We start from the raw sequence: 21604 nt of genomic DNA, 5'->3' as shown, positions 1-21604 counted from the left end.
CGCTCGCTCGTCGTCCGTACGTCTCAGGAGGTGGCCGACGCCGACGGCACCGGCACCGTGCCGCTGCCCGGCGTGAAGTCGGCCGGGATCGGGCGGCCCGGGTAGTACTGGGCCTGCAGGCGGCTCCACGTGCCGTCCGCGATCACCTCGTCGAGGCCCTTGTCCAGCGCCTCGCGCAGCTTGTCGTTGCCCTTGGCGAACGCGTACGCCGTGGGGGCCGGGCTGAGCAGCTTGGCCGCCACGGTGATCTTGCCGCCGCTGTCGGCGGCCGACTTGTCGCCGATCTCGGCCGGGGCGATCCAGGCGTCGGCCGTGCCGGCCTTGAGCTGGTTGATCGCGCCGTTGTAGTCGGGCACCCGGACCGGGTCGAGCCCCTCGCCGGTGGCGTAGTCGTCCTGGACGGTGCCCTGCACGACCACGACCCGCTTGCCGGCGAGCTGGTCGAATCCGGTGATCGACGAGCCGGCCGGCACGTCGAGTCCGAAGTGGCCGAAGTCGTAGCCGTTGCCGAAGTCGACGGTCTTCTTCCGCGCCTCGGTGATCGTGATCGAGGAGCTGCCGACGTCGAACTTGCGGTTGTTGACCTGGGAGAGCAGGGCGGAGAAGTCCGTGCCGACGAACTCCACCTTCAGGCCGACCTTCGCGGCGACCGCGGTGAGCAGGTCGTTGTCGAAGCCGGTGAACCTGCCGTCCTTGAGGTAGACGTTCGGCGGGGCGTCGGTGAGCGTGCCGGCGCGCAGCACGCCCGGCTGGAGCAGGCCATACGGGTTGTCGGCCGCGCCGGCCGCGTCGTCGCCGCAGGCGGTCAGGGCGGTGGCGGCGAGGACGGCGGCCACGCCGAGGGCGGCGGCCCGGGTGAGGGAGGAAAGGATTCGCACAGGTGTCTCCGAACGAGATGTTCCGGCGGCGGGCACGGGCGTGCGTCGCCGGCGGTGCGCCCGGTGGGCGTACCGCTGGGATGGGTCCTGGAAAGAAGGGTGGCGCGGCTAGCGCGCGTCGCCGGGGCGACAGGAGGTGGCGCAGACCCGCATCATGTCGATGTGGCGGCGCCGGGTCAGTGCCGGCGACGTCGGGGCCACGGCGGGGACCGCCGGTGGGGCGCAGATGCGGAAGGACATGGCTCTCCTCGGTCGGTGCCGACCTGGGAACCAGGCCGCGCTTGCACCGGAGCCGCTCCGGTGCCTGGTCCTCACCCGGGGCACCCCTGCGCGGACGAGGGTTGCCGGCCAGCGAGCCGGGGCTTGACGCTGGCGCTCATGACCTGCCGACGAGGCTAGCAGCCCGCCCCGGTGGGCCGTCCAGCCGTTATGACCACCCTCACGCGCCCTCCGGCCGGTCCCCGCTCACTCCTCGATCGCCCCGCCGACCTGTCGCAGGTGCTGCCGGAAGGTGTGGGCGGGGTCGGCGGCGCGGCGGGCCAGGTAGTCGGCGAAGGAGGTCTGCTCCCGCAGCGTCTCCCCGGCGCGGATCCGCCGCGCCTGGACCCGCTCGACGGTCCCGATGCGCTCCGCCGCCGCGAACAGCTCGGGGGCGCGCCCGGCGGGCAGGAACAAGACCCCGTCGTCGTCGGCGACGACGAGGTCGTCGGCGGTCACCAGGTGCGGCCCGACCCGGGCGCTGGTGAGCGTCTCCGGCTCCCGCGGGTCGAGGCGGGCCGGGCCCGCCGGGAGGCTGCCGTAGCTGAAGACGGGCAGGCCGATCTCCACCAGCTCCGGCGTGTCCCGGTGCAGGCCCCAGACGACGAGGCCGGCGATCCCGGCCGCGACGCCCTCCAGCACCGCCAGGTCACCGACGCACGCCTCGTCGCTCCGGCCACCGTTGTCGATGACGAGGACGTCACCGGGGGCGGCGTTGCCGTACGCCTCCAGGAACACGTCCACGCTGCCGTGGTGGCGCACCGGCAGCGCCCGGCCCACGAGGCGGTGACCGGGGACGACCGCCCGGATCCCGGCCGGCGCCGCGCGCGGGGGCACGCCGAGGCGTACGCAGGCGTCGGCGATCAGCGGCGTGGACAGGTCGGCGAAGCGCTCCCGCATGACGTCCTCCCGGCGGTGCCCAGGTCGTGGGCCGTCATCGTAGGGAGGCCGGTCGGCACGGTGGCCAGGGCCAATCCGGCGCGGCTGGCCCCCATCGGTGGCGGCGTTCGGGTCTAGACTGTCCATCGTGATCCCGTCGCACGCCGTCGCCGCCGCGCACGGTCTCTGGATCACCCCGGACCTTCCGCTGTACGGCGACGGCCACGACCGCTCCGACTACGTTCCCTGACCGGCCCGGCACTGCGCCGACCCCGGTCCATCTCCGCCACGCCTTGGGAGCGTCCAGTCATGCCCGGACCCGATCACCGTCAACTCGTACCGCCCGCCGATCAGGCGCCCACCGACCCCACCGACACCTCCGCCCTCGCCGTGCTGCGGGCGCCGCAGACCGCCCGGGTCCTGGCGGCCAGCCTGCTCGGCCGGATTCCGCTGGGCGCCGCCCCGCTGGCCCTGCTCGTCTTCGCCCGGGAGACGATGACGCTGACCGTGGCGGGCCTGCTGGTCGGCGCGTTCACCGCCGGCACCGCCGTGGGCCAGCCGATGCTCGCCCGGCTGGCGCAGCGCTGGCGGCAGCCGCCGGTGCTGTGGCTGTCCGTGACGGCGTCGACGATCGGCTTCGCGCTCACCGCCGCACACGTCAACCTGCCGGTGACCGTGTTCGCCGCCGCCCTGGCCGGGGCGGGCGCGCCGCCCTTCGAGTCGTGCCTGCGGGTGCTCTGGCGCGACCTGCTCCCCGCGCACCGGGTGCAGACCGCGTACACCCTGGACATCGCCGTGCAGGAGACGATCTTCATCCTCGGCCCGGTGGTCACGCTCGCCGGCGTGGGCCTGGCCGGCCCGAGCGGCGGTCTGGCCGCCGCCGCGCTCTTCCAGGCCGCCGGCACGGCGTGGTTCGCCACGACCGACGCGGTCCGCCGCTGGCGCGGCGAGCCGGCGGTACGCCACTGGGCCGGGCCGCTGCGCGCCAACCGGCTCCGGCTGGTTCTGGGGGCACTGCTGCTGGTCGGCGCGGCGGTGGGCAGCGTGACCGTCGCCGCGACCGGGTACGCCGAGTCCGCCGGGGCCCGCTCCTGGGCGGGCTGGCTGCTCGCCGCGCAGGCCACCGGGGCGCTGGTCGGCGGCCTGCTCTACGTACGCTTCGGCGGCCTGCGCCGGTACGCCACCCTGCCGCGCGCGGTCGGGGTCTTCGCCGTCGGCTACCTGCCGTTGCTGCTCACCCCGGCCCCGGCCGTGATGCTGGTGCTGATGGCCGTCAGCGGACTCGCGCTTCCGGCACTGCTGACCATCGCCTTCCTCGCGATCGACGACGTGGCGCCCACCGGCACGGTGGCCGAGGCGTTCGCCTGGGCGGCGACGGCGTTCTCGGTCGGCAGCGCGGGCGGCGCGGCGGTGGCCGGCGCCGTGCTGGACGCGACGGGGGAGGTCACCGTCGGCTTCCTCGTCGCCCCGCTGAGCGCCGTCGCGGCGTGCGGGATCGCGCTGGTGGCCGCCCGCAGGATCGACGGCGGCGGGTCGGCGGGCTGATCCGACGGGCCGGCCGGCCACCGGCGGTGCCGGGACTACTTCCCGCCGCAGCGGGAAAGGGGCGGCCGGGGAGCCGTTCGGATCGGGGGTGCTGTGGAAGCGGTCGTGGTCGGCGTGGTGATCGTGGCCGCGCTCCTGGCGCTCGTCGGCGCGCTGAGCGTCCGGCTGGTGCAGCAGTACCAGCGCGGAGTCGTCTTCCGCTTCGGCCGGGTGCTGACGCCGGTCCGGGAGCCCGGCCTGCGGCTGATCGTCCCGGTCGCCGACCGGATGGTCCGGGTCAGCATGCAGACGACCGTCATCGGTGTGCCTCCGCAGGGGGCGATCACCCGGGACAACGTCACCCTCACCGTCGACGCGGTGGTCTACTACCGGGTCGTCGACCCGGTGAAGGCGCTGGTCAACGTCCGCGACTACCCCTCGGCCGTGCTCCAGGTGGCACAGACCGCCCTGCGTTCGGTGATCGGCAAGGCCGACCTGGACACCGTGCTCGGCGACCGGGACCGGGTCAACGCCGAGCTGAAGGCGGTCATCGACGCGCCGACTGAGGGACCGTGGGGGCTGCTGATCGAGCGGGTCGAGGTCAAGGACGTCGCGCTGCCCGAGGGGATGAAACGGTCGATGTCCCGCCAGGCCGAGGCGGAACGCGAACGCCGCGCCCGGGTGATCGCCGCCGACGGCGAGTACCAGGCGTCCCGCCGGCTCGCCGACGCCTCCCGGGCGATGGCGAACACGCCGGGGGCCTACCAGTTGCGGCTGTTGCAGACGGTGGTGGACGTGGCGGCGGAGAAGAACAGCACCCTGGTGATGCCGTTCCCGGTGGAGCTGCTGCGCTTCTTCGACAAGTTCACCCGGGGCGCGGAGCCACCGGCGGCGGAGCGCCCGCCGGTCGGGCGGCCGGAACCCGCCGCGCCGGTGCCCGGTGACGGCCACCGGCGCCCGCAGGCCTGATCCGGGGCGGCGGGCAAGGCTCTCAGACCCCGGCCGCCGACTCCGCGGCCGGCTCGCCAGGCTGCGCGGGTACGACCGCCGTCGACAGCCGCGGCATCGTGAACACGAAGCGGGTCCCGTCGCGGTACCCCTCGTCCAGGCTCAACGTGCCGCCGTGGAACTCGACGACCTTCTTGCACACCGCGAGCCCGATGCCGGTGCCCGGGTACGTGCCCCGGGGGTGCAGGCGTTGGAAGATGACGAAGATCTTCTCGGCGTACCGGGGGTCGATGCCGATGCCGTTGTCCTCGACGGCGAAGGACCAGGCCTCCCCGGTGTCCGTCACCGTCACCCGGATCAGCGGCGCCCGCTCGGGGCTGCGGAACTTGACCGCGTTGCCCAGCAGGTTCTGCCACAGCATGGTCAGCAGGGTCGGGTCGCCCCGCACGGTGGGCAGCGGGTCGCGGGTGATCGTCGCGCCGGACTCGTCCACCGCCCGGGACAGGTTCGCCTCGGCCTGCGCGAACACCTCGGCCAGGTCGACCTCCCGCAGGTCGCCGTAGACCCGGCCGATCCGGGAGAACGTGAGCAGATCGCTGATCAGCTCCTGCATCCGGCTCGCCCCGTCGACGGCGAAGCCGATGTACTGCCGGGCCCGGTCGTCGAGCTGGTCGGCGTAGCGGCGCTCCAGCATCTGGCAGAACGACGCCACCTTGCGCAGCGGCTCCTGCAGGTCGTGCGACGCGACGTACGCGAACTGCTCCAGGTCCTCGTTGGAGCGGCGCAGCTCGGCCGCCTGCTGTTCCAGGGCGTCCCGGTCGTGCTGGCTGCGCTCCCACGCCTCCACCACGGTGCGGCGCATCGTCTCCACGTCGCTGGTCAGCCGGGCGATGTCGGCCGGGCCGTCGGGCCGCAGCCGGTGCCGGAAGTCGCCGCCGGCCACCTGCCGCACCGAGGCGCCCAGCCGGTCCAGCGGCCGCAGCACCCGCGTGCGCACCAGCACGGATCCGACGATCCCGCACAGCAGCAGGGCCGCCAGGATCGCCACGAAGGTCAGGTCCCGCAGCGCCCGGGCGCTGTCGAGGTCGTCCCGGCCGGCGTCGCGGATCCCGTCGAGGCGGCCGACGAGCCCGGTCAGCTCGGCGCGCACCGCCGCGAAGGTCTCCGCGTCCCCGGTCACCAGCGGCACCAGCTCCTCCGGCGTCCCACCGGCCTGCCGGGAGGCGACCAGGCGCTCAGCGAACTCCCTGCGCCAGCGGTCAGCCAGCCGCTGCGCCCGGTCCAGGTCGGCCAGCGCCGCCGGCTCGTCGGCGAGCAGACCGCGCAGCCGGGACATGGTCGCGTGTTCGCTCTCGACGCTCTGCCGGTACGAGTCGAGGAACCGCGGATCGGCCGTGACGACGTGGCCGCGTACGGCCGCCGCCTGGGCGAGCAGGCCGCTGTCGAGCTGGCCGACGGCCGTACGGGCCGGGGCGACCCGGTCGGCGAGGTGGTTGGAGACGGCGGCGGTGTGCCTCAGCGCGGCGGCGCCGGCGCCCCCGCCGAGCAGGACCAGGGCGGTCATCGTCAGCAACAGGACAGTGAGCCACCGACGGGTCGTCATCGGCCGTCGGGTCGCTGCCTCGGGAGTCGCCTCGCTGCCCACGGCCTGCACCTTAGTGCAGTCGGCCGGGCGGGAGGGCGCTGCGCGGCACGCTTGCCGGCGGGTGGTACCAGTGGCGTGTGTCCGTAACCGACCATGCCGCCACCCGCCGGGACGCCCCGGACGTACGGGGGCCGGAAACAGCCGTTGCGCCGATGGCCGCGCCGGCTCACGCGACCACAATGACCACCGGAGGCGGCCCCACCGCCCCCGGGGGCGGGGAGGTGGACGCGTGACCGGCTGGCAGGTCTCCGGCTACCGCCCGGTGCGGCAGCTCGGCGCCGGCGCGTCCGGCCGGGTGGACCTCGCCGTGCACGACGCGACCGGCACACCGGTCGCGATCAAGTACCTCACCGGCGGGATCGGCGACGATCCGGCGTTCCGCACCGCGTTCCGCGCCGAGGCCCGGCTGCTGGCCGCGATCGACGACCCGCACGTCTCCCGCCTCTACGAGTACGTCGAGTCGCCCGGCGGCGCGGCGATCGTCATGGAACTGGTCAACGGCGTGTCGCTGCGGCAGATGCTGCGCGCGCACGGACCGACGACGCCGGAGTCGGCGCTCTGCGTCCTCAAGGGCTCGCTGGCCGGGCTCGGCGCGGCGCACGCCCGGGGCGTCGTGCACCGCGACTACAAGCCGGAGAACGTGCTGGTCACCGCCGAGGGCACCAGCAAGTTGGCCGACTTCGGCATCGCCATGCCGGTGGGCGAGAGCTCCGGGGTCAGCGTCACCGGCACTCCCCGCTACATGGCGCCCGAGCAGTGGACGGGCGCGCCGGCGAGCCCGGCCTGCGACATCTACGCGGCGACCGCCACCTTCTACGAGTGCCTCACCGGCCGGCCGCCCTTCGACGGGCGGGACCTGATCACCCTGCGCCAGCAGCACGCCCGCGCGCCGATCCCCACCGAACCCGCTCCCGTGCCGGTGCACGACCTGTTGCGGCACGGCATGGCCAAGCAACCGGCCGAGCGACCGCAACCCGCCCAGGTCTTCCTCGCCCTGCTGGAGCGGGTGGCGGCCGACGCGTACGGGCAGCGGTGGGAGGAGCGCGGCCTGCGCGAGCTGGCCCGGCGGGCGGCCCTGCTCGCCGCCCTCTTCCCGTTCCCCGACGGCACCGGCGGGGCCACCAGCCTGGCCAGCACCGCGTTCGGCGAGGGGACGGGCCGGTGGACGTGGCGGCGGTCCGGCCGGGCCCGCGCGGCGCTGGTCGGCGGCGGGCTGGCGGCGGCGCTGCTGCTCGGCGGCGCCGGGCTCACCTACGCCGGCCGCGACGAGCCGCTGCCCGCCGCCGGGCCGGCCGCACCCGAGACGCCGACGGAGCCGCCGGAGCCGACGGGCACGCCGTCCGCGTCGGCTGTCGCGCCGCCCACCCCGGCGGCCGGGACGACGCCCACGCCGACCCCTCCCGTCGCACCGGCCGCCACGACGGCGGCACCGGAGCCGGCCGGCACGCCGACCACGTCCGCGCCCGCCTCGCCGAGCGCGCCGCCCAGCACCGGCGCCGCGCCGGCGGACACCGTCGCGCCCTCCGTCGGGCGGGTCGCGGCCGACCCGACCGGACTCGATCCCCGGGGCTGCCCGTACGGGCCCACGTCCAGCACGATCTCCGCGGTCGTCTCCGACGACCGTACGGCGGCCGGGAAGCTGAGGGTGAGCTTCCGGTACACGCTGGACGGCCGCACCACCGAGGTGGCCATGGCGTCCGGTGGGCGCGGGTCGTTCCGGGGCGTCCTCGGCGACCTGCCCCGGCCGGCGACCAGCACCCGGATCCCGGTCCGGGTCGTCGCCGTGGACGAGGCCGGCAACGCCTCGCCCGAGGGCTCGCCGGTCCACGTGACGCTGTACCCGTCCTGCACCCCGGGCTGAGCCCGGACACCCGGATGCCGACCACGACGACGGAGGGCGGGCCGCCGTGACCCAGCCGAACGACCCGACCGAGGCGCTGCCCACCCACCGGCAGCCGGGCGATGACGCGGCGACCGCCCGCCTCGACGTCCGCCGGCCGCAGCGACCGGCCGAGCCGACCGCGCACCTGCCCTCGCGGGACACGACCGTGTACCTGGCCGCCGGGGAGCCGACGTCGCGCCTGGCCCCGGGTGACGCGACCGTGTACCTGGCGGCGGGGCAGCCGACCGTCCACCGCGCGGCCGGGCAGCCCACGGCGCACCCGACCCGCGACGAGGCGACGGTGCACCTGACCCGCGACGAGGCGACCGCGCACCCGGCCCAGGACGAGGCGACCGTGCACCTGGCCTACGGCGAGCCGACGACGCCGCAGCGCGCCCCGGGCGGGTGGGCCGGGCCGTGGCCGGCGGCGCAGCCCGCTGCGGGGCAGCGGAGCACGGGGGCGACGGCCGTGGGAGCCGGGCACGGGACCGCGACCGGGCGTACCACCGGGTCCGGCCCGGGGACGCTCTTCGGCGGACCCACCGGGGCCGCCGGCACCGCGCCCGGCGGGGAGGTGCGGTTCGGGCCGGGCGTGCCGGCCACCCCGCCTCCGGCCCCCGCGTGGCCGGCGCCCGCGCCGCCGCGGCGGCGCCCGGTGTGGCGGACGGTGACCTCGGTGCTGTCGACCCTGCTGACCGTCGCGCTGCTCGCCGCCGTCGGCCTCTACCTCTGGCAGCGGATCAGCCCGCTGGAGGTGACGGGTGTGACGGTGGCGGTGCCCCAGCCGGCGGGCGACCGGTGCGACGTCACCGTCGACGTGGTCGCCACCGTGTCGACCAACGGCCGGGCGGGGGAGATCCGCTACCAGTGGCTGCGTACCGGCAGCGCGGCCGGCACCCTGCTGACCGAGCGGGTCGGGCGCGGCCAGCGCACCGTCGAGCTGACGCTGCGCTGGGCCTTCAGCGGCGTGGGCACCACGACCGAGACGGCCACGGTCAACATCACCTCACCGGCTCCGGCGCAGGCCGAGACCCCGGTGTCCTACGACTGCCGGCGCCGCTGACGGGGCGTTTCCCCGGTCGCCGCCGGGGGTAGGTCGGGCCGGACGAACCCGGATGCCGTGTGGAGGAATTCCGATGAGAGAGAACTTCGGCGACGCGGTGGGGGACGCCCTCCGGTCGGTGATGCTGTTCCTGCCCAAGGCCGTCGCCTTCGTGGCGATCCTGGTGGCCGGCTGGCTGATCGCCAAGGCCGTGCTGAAGATCGTGGACAAGGTGCTGGAGCGGGTGGGCTTCGACCGGGCCGTGGAACGCGGCGGGATCCGGCGGGCCCTGGCCCGCTCCCGGTACGACGCCAGTGACATCGTCGCCAAGCTCGCCTACTACGGGGTGCTGCTGGTGACCCTCCAGCTGGCCTTCGGCATCTGGGGCCCGAACCCGATCTCCGACCTGATCGCGGGCGTGATCGCCTGGCTGCCCCGCGCCTTCGTCGCGATCGTCATCGTCGTGGTCGCCGCGGCCATCGCCAACGCGGTGAAGGACATCATCAGCGGCGCCCTGGGTGGGCTGTCGTACGGCCGGATCCTGGCCACCGTGGCCTCCGTGTTCATCCTCGGCCTGGGCGTCATCGCTGCGCTCAACCAGATCGGCGTGGCCACCGCGGTCACCGCTCCGGTGCTGATCGCGGTGCTGGCCACCGTCGGTGGCATCCTCGTCGTCGGGGTGGGCGGCGGGCTGGTCCGTCCCATGCAGAGCCGCTGGGAGTCGTGGCTGAGCCGGGCCGAGCGGGAGTCGCAGCTGATCGCCGAGCACGCGCGCGCCTACCAGGCCGGACGCCGCGACAGCGAGGCCCACCTCGCCGCGGCGGCCAAGGACGGCGACCCGGATGCCACGCAGGTGGTTGCCGGTCCGCGCCTCGGCACCGACCCGGAGGCCACCCAGGTGGTTTCCGGCCCGCGCGTCGTGGCGGACCCGGACGCCACGCAGGTGGTCTCCGGTCCCCGCGCTGACACCGACCCGACCGTGCCCGTGCCGCGGCAGGGCAAACCGGCCGCCACCCAGGTCACCTCGGGCGACGCGACCGTCCCGTCCCGCCCGGCGGGCGAGGACAGCGAGGCCACCATGGTGATCCCGCCACTGGACGGCGAGCAGCGCCGCCACTGACCGCGTACCGCCGCCGGGGCGGGATCCACATCGGATCCCGCCCCGGCGTGTGTCCGGCGAAGGGCGTGACGACCCGGGCCGGCGCCGCTACCATCGCGGGCATGACGTGGCGATGTTGATGCACTGCTAGGGGCCACTGCCGTGGGCCGCCGCGGTCGCCGTACGTCCGGCGTCCGCTTCGTCCCCACGGGAAGGTCCCATGACTGTCCACCCTCCGCGCGTGTCCGACGCGCGCGTCCGCCGGCTGGCGGCCACCCTCTACGGGTACGCGTTTCTCAGCGAACTCGTCCTGCTCTATCCGCTGTACGCGCTGCTGTTCAGCGACACCGGCCTGTCGGTGTGGCAGATCTCGTCGCTGTTCGTGATCTGGTCGGCCGCCAGCATCCTGCTGGAGGTGCCCTCCGGCGCCTTCGCCGACGCGGTCTCCCGGCGGCTGCTGCTCAGCCTCGCGCCGGTGGTCACCGCCGCCGGCTTCGCCCTCTGGGTGCTCGTGCCCTCGTACCCGGCCTTCGCCGTCGGCTTCGTGCTCTGGGGCGCCGGCGGGGCGCTCGCCTCGGGCGCGCTGGAGGCGCTGGTCTTCACCGAACTCGACCGCCTGGGCGCCGCCGGCCGCTACGCCCGTGTCATCGGCCGGGCGAAGACGGCCGGGACGATCGGCGTGCTCGCCTCGATCCTGCTGGCCGGCCCCGTGTTCGCCGTCGGCGGCTACCCGGCCGTCGGTGTGGCGAGCGTGCTCGCCTGCCTGCTCGCCGCCGCCGTCGCCACCCGCCTCCCGGAACACCGCCCGCCCGCGACCGCCGCCGTCGACGCCGCACCCGGCAACGCCGACGCCTCGGCCGCCAATGTCGACCCGCCCGGCAGTGCCGACGCCCCGACCGCCGCCGTCGGCTCCGCGCCCGCCAGGACCGGCGCCCCGGCCGCCGTCGTCGCGGCCGACGGGGGACCGGACCGGACCGGGCGCGACGGCGGGGCGGACGCGGACGACGACGAGGACCTCGGCTGGTGGGCGAGCCTGCGCGCGGGGCTCGCCGAGGTCCGCGCCGACCGGACGGTGCGCGTGGCGGTGCTGCTGGTCGCGGTCGTCGCGGCGGTCTGGGGCGCCCTCGACGAGTACACCCCGCTGCTGGCCCGGGACACCGGCGTCGGCGAGGCGACCGTGCCGTTGCTGCTCCTGCTCACCTGGCTCGGGGTGGCCGTGGGCGGCCTGCTGGCCCCGGCGGGGGAGCGGCTGACCGCCCGGGGGTACGCCGGTCTGCTGGCGCTGTCGGCCCTGGCCCTGGTCGCGGGGGCGCTGTCCGCCCGGCCGGCCGGTTTCGCGCTGGTCGCGGCGGCGTTCTGCGGCTTCCAGCTCGCCACCGTGCTCGCCGACGCCCGGTTGCAGGCCCGAATCAGCGGGGGCAGCCGCGCCACCGTGACCTCGCTGGCCGGGATGGCCACCGACGTGACGGTCATCGCGGTCTACGGCGGCTACGGCCTGCTGGCCACGGGGGCCGGCAACGGGGTCGCGTTCGCGGTGGCCGCGGTGCCGTACCTGATCGTGGCGCTGCTGCTGGTGACCCGCGTGGGCCGCTCGGCCCGCCGCGGTCCGGCGCGGACGACCGCCGGGCACGCCGGCTGACCACGGCCCGGCGGCGGTCCGTGCGACCGCCGTCGGGCCCGCCGCCCGTCAGCCGGAACGACCACCGGTGGCCGTCGAGGTCCCGGAGTCCGCGCACGCGCAGGCTCGTCGGCGGCGAGCCGCCCGCGCCGGTACGCCGTCAGCCCGGCGGGTCGCGGTCAGGCGCCGGCGGTCTCGCCGGTCTGCTCCCAGATCGAGCTCATCTCGTCGAAGGCCTGCTCCATGAGCTGCACCATGGCCCGCCGGGCGCGCTCGCCGTCGCGCCGCTGGATCGCCTGGGCCACCTCGGCGTGCAGCTGGAGGGCCTGCTCGTGCGGGTGGTGCGGCATCAGGTGGTGCTGGTGCCGGCCGGTGAGCACCTCCGCGATCAGGTCCTGCAACCGGACGAACATCTCGTTGCCGGAGGCGACCAGGATCCGGCGGTGGAATTCTATGTCGAGCTGGAGGAAGCGCTCCTCGTCGCCGGCCTTGCCGGCGGCCCACATCTTCGCCGCGAGCCCGACCAGGTCGCTCGCCTCGTCGTGGCCGACCCGGCTGGCGGCCAGCCAGGCGGCGTGCGGCTCGATGGCGGTCCGCAGCTCGGTGATCGAGCGAAGCTGGACGATGCGGCCGGCCGAGGCGAGCCGCCAGCGGATCACCTGCGGATCGAAGACGTTCCAGTCCTCCGACGGGCGGATCATGACCCCGACGCGGCGACGGGTCTCGATGAACCCGATCGAGGCGAGCACCCGCAGCACCTCGCGGACGACCGAGCGGGACACGGCGTAGCGGTCGACGAGGTCGTCGATGTTGAGCACCGACCCGGGAGCCAGCTCGCCGTCACAGATGGCCGTGCCGAGGCGATCGAGGACGCGTGCGTGCAGGCCAGCCTCGACAGGGGCGAGCTGGGCGGCCACAGCCCCCGAGGAGGACGATTTCACGTCACGGAGCATATCAGTTGGGTCTACCCCTTGTATAAATCTGTTTTTTCGGCCTAGCATCCGGTTGTTAAGCGGATGTAAACCGCGAGGTGGCGGCCCACCCGTCAGGGCGGCGGCCACGGCCACGGCATAAGGAGAGATGGACGTGAGACGTCGATCAGTTATTGGGACTTCCCTGGCGATGGTCGTCGCCCTCGGCCTGTCCGCCTGCGGTGGCGGCGGGGACGACGCCGGCGGCTCGAACACCGTTCGCGTGACGCTGGTCAACCACGTCTGGACGGAGAACATCAAGAAGGCCCTGCCGGAGTTCGAGAAGCAGTCGGGCCTGAAGGTGGAGGTCACCCAGCTCGGTGAGGACCAGCTCTCCGACCAGTACAACGTCAAGCTGAACGCCGGGTCCACCGACCTGGACGTGATGATGTACCGGCCGCTGCAGGAGGGGAAGCTGTTCGCCAAGAACAAGTACCTCGCCGACCTGACCGAGAAGAGCAAGTCGGACAGCGCGTTCGAGATCGCCGACTTCCAGTCCGGCCCGGTGCAGGCCACCACGTACGAGGACAAGGTGGTCGGCGTGCCGATCATCACCGAGCAGGAGGTCCTCTACTACCGCAAGGACCTGCTGGAGAAGTCCGGCTTCACCGCCCCGCCGAAGTCCCTCGACGAGCTCAAGGCGCAGGCGGCGAAGGTCGAGGCGGACAACCCGGGCGTGGCGGGCTTCGTGTCCCGTACCGGCAAGGCCGCCGCCGTCACCCAGTTCTCCAGCTTCCTCTACAGCTTCGGCGGCGACTTCGTCGACGCCAACGGCAAGGCCTCGATCAACAGCGAGCAGGCCAAGCAGGCGTACGCCTACTACGGCGGGCTGCTGCGTGAGCACGGCCCGGAGAACATCAGCACCGACATGAGCTGGTCCGAGGCGATGGCGATCTTCACCCAGGGCAAGGCGGCCTTCTACACCGAGGCCAACTCGCTCTACAAGAACGCCACCGACCCGGCCAAGTCGAAGGTCTCCGAGACCGTCGGGTTCGCGGCCTTCCCGGCCGGCCCGGCCGGCTCGAAGCCGTACAACATCCCGTCCTGGGCGCTCGGCGTCAACGAGGCCTCGAAGAACCAGGACAACGCCTGGAAGTTCATCCAGTGGGCGGCCGGCAAGGAGCAGGCGCTGGCGCAGCAGAAGGCCGGCGTGCCCAGCGCCCGTACCTCCGTCTGGGAGAACCCGGAGGGCGCGGCGACCTACCCGAAGGACCTCGCCGAGGCCACCACGGTCAGCACCGCCAACGGCGTGGGCCACGACCGGCCGCTGGTCGAGAAGGTCGCCCAGGCCCGGGAGATCGTCGGCCAGCCGATCGTCGACGCGATCACCGGCAAGGACGCGGCCGCCTCGGCGGACGCGGCGAACGAGGCGTTCCAGAAGTTCCTCGACGACGAGGCGAAGTAGCCCGAAGCGCAGGTGGCGGAGCCGACCGGCTCCGCCACCCCGCGTCGGGCCGCTGCCCTGACCCACCCGGAGACCTGATGTCAGCCGTCACCACACCAGTCAAAAGATCGCCCGAGGCGCGTCCGGCGTCCCCGGAGACCTCGGCCTGGTCGCGCTGGGCCAACGAGCACCGCAAGTGGCTCTTCGCGGCACCCGCCATGTTGTTCGTCGCCGTGCTGATCGTCTTTCCGGTGGCGTGGACCGGGTACCTCAGCCTGACCGACGCCGAGGGCTCGGTCCGCGCCGAGAGCGAGTTCATCGGCATCCAGAACTACCTCGACGTGCTCGGCGACACCGACCGGTTCTGGCCGGCCGTGTGGCGCACCGCGCTCTTCACCGGCGTCGTGCTCTTCTTCGAGGTCGTCCTCGGCATGGCGATCGCCCTGCTGCTGTGGCGCCCGTTCCGCGGTGAGAAGTGGGTCCGGGTCGCGATCCTCCTGCCGCTGGTGGCCACCCCGGTCGCGGTCGGCATGATGTGGCGGCTGATCTTCGATCCCAACATCGGCATGGCGAACCAGGTGCTCGGCTGGGTCGGCATCGGCCCCCAGCCCTGGCTCTCCGGGCAGAGCTCGGCCCTGCCGACGACGATGTTCATCGACATCTGGCAGTGGACGCCGATGGTCGTGCTGATCCTGCTCGCCGGCCTGACGTCGCTGTCCGACGAGCCGCAGGAGGCGGCGCTGATCGACGGCGCCAGCACCTGGCAGCGGTTCCGGCACGTCACCCTGCCGCTGCTGATGCCCACCGTGATCGTCGCGATCCTGCTGCGCGGCATCGACGCCCTGAAGACCTTCGACATCCTGTACGCCACCAAGGGGCGCGGCGGCGGGTCGTTCCACGAGGTGGAGACCCTGAACGTGTACGCCTACGGGCTCAGCTTCGACTACAACGACTACGGCGTCTCATCGACCGTCCTCATCATCTTCTTCCTGATCATCATCGGGGTGATGTGGGCCCTGACCTACCGCAAGAAGGGCATGGACCGATGAAGCTGCGCAGGCCTTACAAGATCTTCCGGACGGTCGCCCTCGTCCTCGTGGTGCTGGCGCTGATCGCGCCGCTGGTCTGGATGGTCGCCGCGTCGTTGAAGACGAACGTCGACATCTACGACACCGACAAGGCGTTCGTCTTCTCCCCGACGCTGGACAACTACTCCAACGTGCTCCAGCAGGCCAACTACGTCCAGTTCATCGGCAACAGCCTCTGGGTGGCGCTCGCGGCCACCGTGCTGTCGCTGCTGCTCGGCGTGCCCGCCGCGTACTCGATGAGCCGCTTCAACATGAAGAAGTCCGCGCTCGTCGTGCTCATGGCGCGGGTCATCCCCGGCGTGTCGCTGCTGGTGCCCTGGTACTACGTCTTCTCGAACCTGCAGATGGTCGGCGGGTTCACCGTGCTGATCCTCAGCCACATGTTCGTGTCGCTGCCGTTGATCGTCTACATCATGATGGGCTACTTCGACGGCCTGCCGGCCGAACTCGAGGAGGCGGCGCTCGTCGACGGGCTGACCCACATCGGCGCGTTCCGGCGGATCACCCTGCCGCTGTCGGTGCCCGGCATCGCCACCGCCGGCATCCTGTCGTTCATCTTCTCCTGGAACAACTTCATGTTCGCCCTCGTGCTCTCCGGGGCCGACACCAAGACGCTCCCGGTGGCGATCTTCGACTTCGTCGGCTACGCCAGCATCGACTGGGGCGGCCTGATGGCGGCGGCCACGGTGGTCACCCTGCCGATCATGCTGATCGCCCTGTTCGTGCAGAAGTACGTCGTCTCCGGCCTCACCGCCGGCGCCACGAAGGGCTGAGGACACCGTGACCACGATCGAACGGGTGGAGACCTTCCTCGTCGCGCCGCGCTGGCTGTTCGTCCGGATCGAGACGTCCTCCGGGATCGTCGGCTGGGGCGAGGCGACCTGCGAGGGCCGGTCCGAGACCGTCCGCACCGCCGTCGAGCAGCTCAGCGAGCTGCTCGTCGGCCGGGACGCGCTGCGGATCGAGGACCACTGGCAGGTCATGACCAAGGGCTCGTTCTACCGGGGCGGGCCGATCCTGGCCAGCGCCGTCGCCGGGCTCGACCAGGCGCTGTGGGACATCGCCGGCAAGCACTTCGGCGCGCCGGTGCACCAGCTGCTCGGCGGCCCGGTCCGGGACCGGATCCGGGTCTACGGCTGGGTCGGCGGCGACGAGCCGAGCGAGGTACGCGACCAGATCGCCGCCGCCGTCGCCACCGGCCTGACCGCGGTGAAGATGAACGCCTCCGGCCGGATGAGCGCCGTCGCGTCCGTCGCCGAGATCGACGGCGTGGTGCAGCGGGTGGCCGCCGCCCGCGAGGTGCTCGGCGACGAGCGGGACGTGGCGGTCGACTTCCACGGCCGGTTCACCCTCGCCACCGCCCGCCGGGTCGCCCCGCTGCTCGAGCCGTACCGGCCGTTCTTCCTGGAGGAGCCGGTGGTGCCGGAGAACTCGCACCTCATCGGCGAGTTCGTCCGCTCCACCACCACGCCGGTGTCGACGGGGGAGCGGCTCTACAACCGGCAGGAGTTCCTGCCGGTGCTCCAGGCCGGCATCGCGGTGGCCCAGCCGGACCTCTCGCACGCCGGTGGCATCACCGAGGTCCGCAAGATCGCCGCGCTGGCCGAGGTGTACGACGTCCAGCTCGCCCCGCACTGCCCGCTCGGGCCGATCGCGCTCGCCGCCTGCCTCCAGGTCGGCTTCGCCACGCCGAACTACCTGATCCAGGAACAGAGCATCGGCATCCACTACAACCTCGGCGCCGAGGTGCTCGACTACTGCCTCGACAAGACCCCGCTGACGTTCGTCGACGGGTACGTCGAGCGGCTCACGGCACCCGGCCTCGGCATCGAGATCGACGAGGACGCCGTACGGGCGGCGGACAAGCGCGGACACGCGTGGCGCAGCCCCACGTGGCGGCACCGCGACGGCTCCTACGCGGAATGGTGATCACATGACCGTCAACCTCACCGCCGAACTGACCGCGGCGCGCATCCTCGCGATCATCCGCGGCACCGACACCGCCGCCGCGATCGCCGCCGGCACCGCGCTGCTCCAGGAGGGCGTACGCGTCGTCGAGGTGGCCCTCACCACGCCGGACGCCCCGGGCGCGATCAAGGCGCTGCGCGCGGCGGCCCCCGCCGGGTCGCTGGTCGGGGCCGGCACGGTGCTCACCACCGCCGACGTCGCCGACGTGGCCGCCGCGGGCGCGCAGTTCGTGGTGACGCCGGCCGTGGTCGAGTCGATCGCCGAGGCGGCGCGCCGGGGCCTCCCGGTCGCCGCCGGGGCGCTCACCCCGACCGAGGCGTACACCGCGGTGCGGATGGGGGCGTCGGCCGTCAAGCTGTTCCCGGCGTCGGTCGGCGGCCCGGCGTACCTCAGGGCGGTGCGCGACCCCTTCCCGGACATCCCGTTCGTCGCCGTCGGCGGGGTCGGCCTGGACGACGTGCCCGGCTACTTCCGGGCCGGCGCGATCGCCGTCGGCCTCGGCGGCCCGCTGGTCGGCGACGCCGCCTCCGGCGGCGACCTGGACGCGCTGCGGGCGCGGGCGCGCACCTACCTCGCCGCCGTGCGGGAGCCGGCCGCGTCATGACCGCACCGGACCTGCTCACCGTCGGCGAGGCCCTGGTGTCGCTGCGCTCGCCCGGGCCGCTCGCCGCCGGGGGACCGCTGACGATGCACCTGGCCGGCGCCGAGTCCAACGTGGCCGTCGCGGTGGCCCGGCTGGGCCACCGCGCCGCCTGGGTCGGCCGCCTCGGCGCCGACGAGTTCGGCGAGTACGTGCTGCGGCAACTGCGCGCCGAGGGCGTCGCCGTCGACGGCGTGACCCGCGACCCGCACCGGCCGACCGGACTGATGTTCCTGGAGCGGCGCACCGCCGACCTGACCCGGGTGCAGTACCACCGGGCCGGGTCGGCCGGCTCCGCCCTCGGCGTCGACGACCTGCGGGCGCCGCTGGCGGCCGGCGCGCGGATGCTGCACCTGAGCGGCATCACCCCGGCGCTGTCCGACACCGCCCGGGCGGCCACCCGGTGGGCGGCCGAGGCCGCCGTCGCCGCCGGCATCCCGGTCTGCCTCGACCTCAACCACCGCGAGCGCCTCTGGTCCCGCGACACCGCCCGCGACGTGCTCACCCCGCTGGCCGGGTACGCCTCGACCGTCGTCGCCTCCGCCGACGAGCTGGACCTCGTCGGCGACCCCGGCGCCGACGAGCCCACCGTCGTGGCGGACCTGCTGCGCCGCGGCGTGGACACGGTCCTGGTCAAGCTGGGCGCCGACGGCGCCCGCGCGCACACCCGCGACGGGGTGCGGCACGCCGAGGCACTGACCGTGACCGCCGTCGACGCCGTCGGCGCCGGGGACGCGTTCACCGCCGGCTACCTGTCCGGCTGGTTCGACGGGCTCGACCTGGCCGGCCGGCTGCGCCGCGCGGCCACCCTCGGCGCCTTCGCGGTCTCCAGCCCCGGCGACTGGGAAGGGCTGCCACGCCGCGCCGAACTGTCCCTCCTCGACGGCCACGAGGCCGGAGACGTCCTCCGCTAGCCGCCGAGCACCCCGAAGAAGAAAGGCACCCCGTGAAGATCGTCGCCGCTGACGTCATCGTCTCCAGCCCCGACCGCAACTTCGTCACCCTGAAGATCACCACGGAGGACGGCGTCACCGGCCTGGGCGACGGCACCCTCAACGGACGGGAACTCTCGGTCGCCTCGTACCTGCGCGACCACGTCGTCCCGCTGCTGATCGGCCGGGACGCGCACCGCATCGAGGACGCCTGGCAGTTCCTCTACCGCTCGGCGTACTGGCGTCGCGGGCCGGTCACCATGGCCGCCATCGCGGCGGTCGACGTGGCCCTGTGGGACATCAAGGCCAAGGCCGCCGGCATGCCGCTTTACCAGCTGCTGGGCGGGGCGTCGCGCACCGGCATCATGGCGTACGGCCACGCCTCCGGCCGGGACCTGCCGGAGCTGTTCGACTCGATCCGCCGGCACCTCGACCTCGGCTTCCGCTCGATCCGGGTGCAGACCTCGGTGCCGGGCATCAACGCCGTGTACGGCGTCGCCGCGCAGCCCAGCGCCGACGGCAAGCGGTACGACTACGAACCGGCGCAGCGCACCCCGCTGCCGGCCGAGGAGGACTGGGACACCCGCTCCTACCTGCGTCACCTGCCCGGCGTGTTCGAGGCGGTCCGCAACGAGTTCGGCCCGGAGCTGCCGCTGCTGCACGACGGCCACCACCGGATGACCCCGATCCAGGCGGCGAAGCTCGGCAAGGCGCTGGAGCCGTACGACCTGTTCTGGCTGGAGGACTGCACCCCGGCGGAGAACCAGGAGGCGCTGCGGCTGGTGCGCCAGCACACCACCACGCCGCTGGCGATCGGCGAGGTCTTCAACACCGTCTGGGACTACCAGACGCTCATCCGCGAGCAGCTCATCGACTACGTCCGGTCCGCCGTCACGCACACCGGCGGCATCACGGCCATGCGCAAGCTGCTCGACTTCGCCGCGCAGTACCAGATCAAGTCCGGCATCCACGGGCCGACCGACATCTCGCCCGTCGGCATGGCCGCCGCCCTGCACCTGGACCTGGCCATCCACAACTTCGGCATCCAGGAGTACATGCAGCACGGGGCGCTCACCAACGAGGTGTTCCGGCAGTCGTTCACGTTCACCGACGGCTACCTGCACCCCGGGGAGCAGCCCGGGCTCGGCGTCGAGCTGGACGAGGAGGCCGCCGCGAAGTTCCCGTACGTGCCGGCCTACCTGCCGTTCAACCGGCTCCAGGACGGCACCGTCCATGACTGGTGAGGGCGTGTCCCCGACGCGGCACGTCGTCGTGATGGGGGTGTCCGGGGCCGGCAAGACCACCGTGGCCCTGGGCATCGCCGCCGCGACCGGGTTGACCTTCGCCGAGGCGGACGAGTTCCACACGCCGCAGCATGTGGCGCAGATGCGTGCCGGCGTACCGCTGGACGACGCCGCCCGCCTGCCCTGGCTGCGCGAGCTGGCCGGCTGGATGGCCGCCCGCGCCGCCGAGGGCGTGTCGACGGTGCTGGCCTGCTCGGCGCTGCGGCGCTCCTACCGCGACGTGCTGCGCCAGGGGCCGCCGAGCGTCGAGTTCGTCCACCTGGACGGGGCGGCCGAGGTGATCCGGGAGCGGATGGCCGGGCGCGCCGGGCACTACATGCCGGCGAGCCTGCTGGAGTCGCAGCTGGCCACCCTGGAACGGCCCCACCCGGACGAGTCGGTGCTGGTGCTCGACGTGTCGCTGACGCCGGACGCGCTCGTCTCGGCGGCGGTGCGGCGGCTCGGCCTGTCGAAGGGCGTCACCGCGAACGGTTGACCGCGTCCCGGTCGCGGTGCCCCGGCGCCGCGACCGGGGGTCAGTCGGGCAGCGCGTCGAGGTAGACCCAGCGGCCGTCCTCGCGGACGAACCGGCTGCGCTCGGTCTGCGTACCCGGCTGGCCGCCGGCGCGGTGGTGGGCCCGGAACTCGACGGTGCCGGTGGCGTCGAACAGCCCGCCCCGGTCGGTGTCGACGATCTCCAGGCCCGTCCAGCGCTGGCCGGGGTCGAGGTCGAGCCGGCCCGGCCGGGTCGAGGAGTGCCAGCTGCGCAGCAGGTACGCGGTGTCGCCGACGGCGAAGGCGCTGTACCGCGAGCGCATCAGCGCCTCGGCGGTCGCCGCGTCCGCCTCGCCCCGGTGCAGCCGCCCGCAGCATCCGGCGTACGGCTGGCCGGAGCCGCAGGGGCAGGGCCGGTCAGGATCGTCGGCCGCCCGCCGGCGGGGTCGCTTCGCCACCGGCCCATTCTGGCCGACGGCCCGGCGCGGCCGGCGTCCGGACCCCGGCCGGGCGGCCACGCGGGGTCGGGTCCGACGCCGGTGACGGGCGCGCCGCGACTGAGGCGTCTGCCGCTGCCGACGCCGGGCCCGCCGCTCCCGGCGTGCTGCGGCCTTCCGCGTCAGCCGGCGCTCGTCCGGGGCGCCCGTCGGGTGCCGAACGACTCCATGGTCGTCGCCTTGCGGGCCGAGGTCTTCGAGGCCGCGCCGGCGCGGGTCGCCGCGGCCTTCACCGCCTTCTTCGCGGGCGCCTTCTTCGCCGGCGCGGCCGTGGCGGGCGCCTTGCGGGCGCGGGCCGGGGTCGCCGTGGCCGAGGTGTCCTTCTTCCGGGCCACGCGGGCGGTCGTCGGGGTCGGCTTCTCACCCGGAGACTTGGCCGCGGTCGCCCCGGTGGCCCGCTTCGTGGCCGTCGCCACCTTCTTCGCCGCCGCCGCCCGCTTCATCGGGGCCTTGCGCGCCCCGGTGGCCTTCCTGGCCCGTCCTGCGTCCGCCATCGTCGCTCCTCGGGAATCGGCCCTGGGCGCACGGTCTTCCCCCGGCCCCGGCGGTCAAACGCCGGGGCCGCCGCGGCGC

19 protein-coding genes, 1 pseudogene and 1 riboswitch are annotated in these 21604 nt (G+C 74.1%); of the genes and pseudogenes, 14 read left to right on the top strand and 6 right to left on the bottom strand.

Annotated features, from left to right (window positions below; genetic code table 11):
* Positions 1 to 23 precede the first annotated feature (23 nt).
* Both ACLQ22_RS16945 and ACLQ22_RS16940 read right to left on the bottom strand, forming a co-directional pair.
* A complete protein-coding gene (locus ACLQ22_RS16945; protein WP_425693136.1) occupies positions 24 to 878 on the bottom strand; it encodes an ABC transporter substrate-binding protein in 855 nt (284 codons plus the stop codon).
* 272 nt (positions 879 to 1150) lie between these two features.
* A riboswitch (SAM riboswitch) is annotated at positions 1151 to 1262 on the bottom strand.
* A gap of 81 nt (positions 1263 to 1343) precedes the next feature.
* Complete coding sequence (locus ACLQ22_RS16940; protein ID WP_425693135.1) at positions 1344 to 2036, bottom strand: RraA family protein; 693 nt, start codon at positions 2034 to 2036, stop codon at positions 1344 to 1346.
* 288 nt (positions 2037 to 2324) lie between these two features.
* On the opposite strand from ACLQ22_RS16940, the gene ACLQ22_RS16935 reads away from it, so the two are divergent.
* Together ACLQ22_RS16935 and ACLQ22_RS16930 are read left to right on the top strand one after the other, a co-directional pair.
* Positions 2325 to 3560 (top strand): MFS transporter, encoded by a 1236-nt coding sequence (locus ACLQ22_RS16935; protein ID WP_425693134.1) that lies wholly within the window; start codon positions 2325 to 2327, stop codon positions 3558 to 3560.
* A 93-nt stretch (positions 3561 to 3653) separates the two neighbouring features.
* Positions 3654 to 4508 carry an SPFH domain-containing protein gene (locus ACLQ22_RS16930; RefSeq protein WP_425693133.1) on the top strand — a complete coding sequence of 285 codons (855 nt, stop codon included), beginning with the start codon at positions 3654 to 3656 and terminating at the stop codon, positions 4506 to 4508.
* Positions 4509 to 4530: 22 nt separating this feature from the next.
* Here the strand turns inward: ACLQ22_RS16930 and ACLQ22_RS16925 are convergent, their stop codons facing one another.
* Complete coding sequence (locus ACLQ22_RS16925) at positions 4531 to 6090, bottom strand: sensor histidine kinase (protein WP_425693132.1); 1560 nt, start codon at positions 6088 to 6090, stop codon at positions 4531 to 4533.
* A gap of 271 nt (positions 6091 to 6361) precedes the next feature.
* Here ACLQ22_RS16925 and ACLQ22_RS16920 point away from each other — a divergent pair, with 271 nt between their 5' ends.
* The 4 genes and pseudogenes from ACLQ22_RS16920 to ACLQ22_RS16905 all read left to right on the top strand — a co-directional run.
* Complete coding sequence (locus ACLQ22_RS16920) at positions 6362 to 7993, top strand: serine/threonine-protein kinase (protein ID WP_425693131.1); 1632 nt, start codon at positions 6362 to 6364, stop codon at positions 7991 to 7993.
* 46 nt (positions 7994 to 8039) lie between these two features.
* Complete coding sequence (locus tag ACLQ22_RS16915) at positions 8040 to 9077, top strand: hypothetical protein (protein WP_425693130.1); 1038 nt, start codon at positions 8040 to 8042, stop codon at positions 9075 to 9077.
* A gap of 52 nt (positions 9078 to 9129) precedes the next feature.
* Positions 9130 to 10176 carry a mechanosensitive ion channel family protein gene (locus ACLQ22_RS16910; RefSeq protein ID WP_425693129.1) on the top strand — a complete coding sequence of 349 codons (1047 nt, stop codon included), beginning with the start codon at positions 9130 to 9132 and terminating at the stop codon, positions 10174 to 10176.
* Between the two features lie 226 nt (positions 10177 to 10402).
* A pseudogene (locus ACLQ22_RS16905) lies at positions 10403 to 11794 on the top strand (MFS transporter); the annotation flags it as partial.
* 158 nt (positions 11795 to 11952) lie between these two features.
* Here the strand turns inward: ACLQ22_RS16905 and ACLQ22_RS16900 are convergent.
* Complete coding sequence (locus tag ACLQ22_RS16900; protein ID WP_311413518.1) at positions 11953 to 12714, bottom strand: FadR/GntR family transcriptional regulator; 762 nt, start codon at positions 12712 to 12714, stop codon at positions 11953 to 11955.
* A gap of 139 nt (positions 12715 to 12853) precedes the next feature.
* Between ACLQ22_RS16900 and ACLQ22_RS16895 the strand changes: the two genes are divergently transcribed.
* The 8 genes from ACLQ22_RS16895 (at position 12854) to ACLQ22_RS16860 (ending at position 20535) form a co-directional block, all read left to right on the top strand.
* Complete coding sequence (locus tag ACLQ22_RS16895) at positions 12854 to 14149, top strand: ABC transporter substrate-binding protein (RefSeq protein WP_425693128.1); 1296 nt, start codon at positions 12854 to 12856, stop codon at positions 14147 to 14149.
* Between the two features lie 77 nt (positions 14150 to 14226).
* The gene (locus tag ACLQ22_RS16890; protein ID WP_416609474.1) at positions 14227 to 15177 is read left to right on the top strand and encodes a carbohydrate ABC transporter permease; all 951 of its coding nucleotides are present in this window, start codon (positions 14227 to 14229) and stop codon (positions 15175 to 15177) included.
* Positions 15174 to 15989 (top strand): carbohydrate ABC transporter permease, encoded by an 816-nt coding sequence (locus tag ACLQ22_RS16885; RefSeq protein WP_121398463.1) that lies wholly within the window; start codon positions 15174 to 15176, stop codon positions 15987 to 15989. Before ACLQ22_RS16890 ends, ACLQ22_RS16885 begins: the two co-directional genes overlap by 4 nt.
* Before the next feature lie 7 nt (positions 15990 to 15996).
* Entirely contained in the window at positions 15997 to 17145 is a 1149-nt protein-coding gene (gene dgoD / locus ACLQ22_RS16880; protein WP_425693127.1) for a galactonate dehydratase, read from the top strand.
* 4 nt (positions 17146 to 17149) lie between these two features.
* Entirely contained in the window at positions 17150 to 17788 is a 639-nt protein-coding gene (locus tag ACLQ22_RS16875) for a bifunctional 4-hydroxy-2-oxoglutarate aldolase/2-dehydro-3-deoxy-phosphogluconate aldolase (protein ID WP_425693126.1), read from the top strand.
* Entirely contained in the window at positions 17785 to 18738 is a 954-nt protein-coding gene (locus tag ACLQ22_RS16870) for a sugar kinase (protein WP_425693125.1), read from the top strand. Before ACLQ22_RS16875 ends, ACLQ22_RS16870 begins: the two co-directional genes overlap by 4 nt.
* Positions 18666 to 20000, top strand: coding sequence for a D-mannonate dehydratase ManD (manD, locus tag ACLQ22_RS16865; RefSeq protein ID WP_425693311.1), 1335 nt, complete (start codon positions 18666 to 18668; stop codon positions 19998 to 20000). The genes ACLQ22_RS16870 and manD overlap by 73 nt, the downstream gene beginning before the upstream one ends.
* Positions 19990 to 20535, top strand: coding sequence for a gluconokinase (locus ACLQ22_RS16860; protein ID WP_425693124.1), 546 nt, complete (start codon positions 19990 to 19992; stop codon positions 20533 to 20535). The genes manD and ACLQ22_RS16860 overlap by 11 nt, the downstream gene beginning before the upstream one ends.
* A gap of 40 nt (positions 20536 to 20575) precedes the next feature.
* Here ACLQ22_RS16860 and ACLQ22_RS16855 read toward each other — a convergent pair whose 3' ends face one another.
* Positions 20576 to 20992, bottom strand: a complete 417-nt coding sequence (locus ACLQ22_RS16855; protein WP_366644129.1) for a YchJ family protein — start codon at positions 20990 to 20992, stop codon at positions 20576 to 20578.
* 161 nt (positions 20993 to 21153) lie between these two features.
* Complete coding sequence (locus tag ACLQ22_RS16850) at positions 21154 to 21525, bottom strand: hypothetical protein (RefSeq protein ID WP_425693123.1); 372 nt, start codon at positions 21523 to 21525, stop codon at positions 21154 to 21156.
* Between the last annotated feature and the right edge of the window lie 79 nt (positions 21526 to 21604).

The organism is Micromonospora sp. DT178 (assembly GCF_049841695.1).
Lineage (GTDB): Bacteria > Actinomycetota > Actinomycetes > Mycobacteriales > Micromonosporaceae > Micromonospora.
The sequence above is the reverse complement of the archived record's forward strand: the minus strand, read 5'-3'. Positions and strand labels throughout refer to the sequence as shown.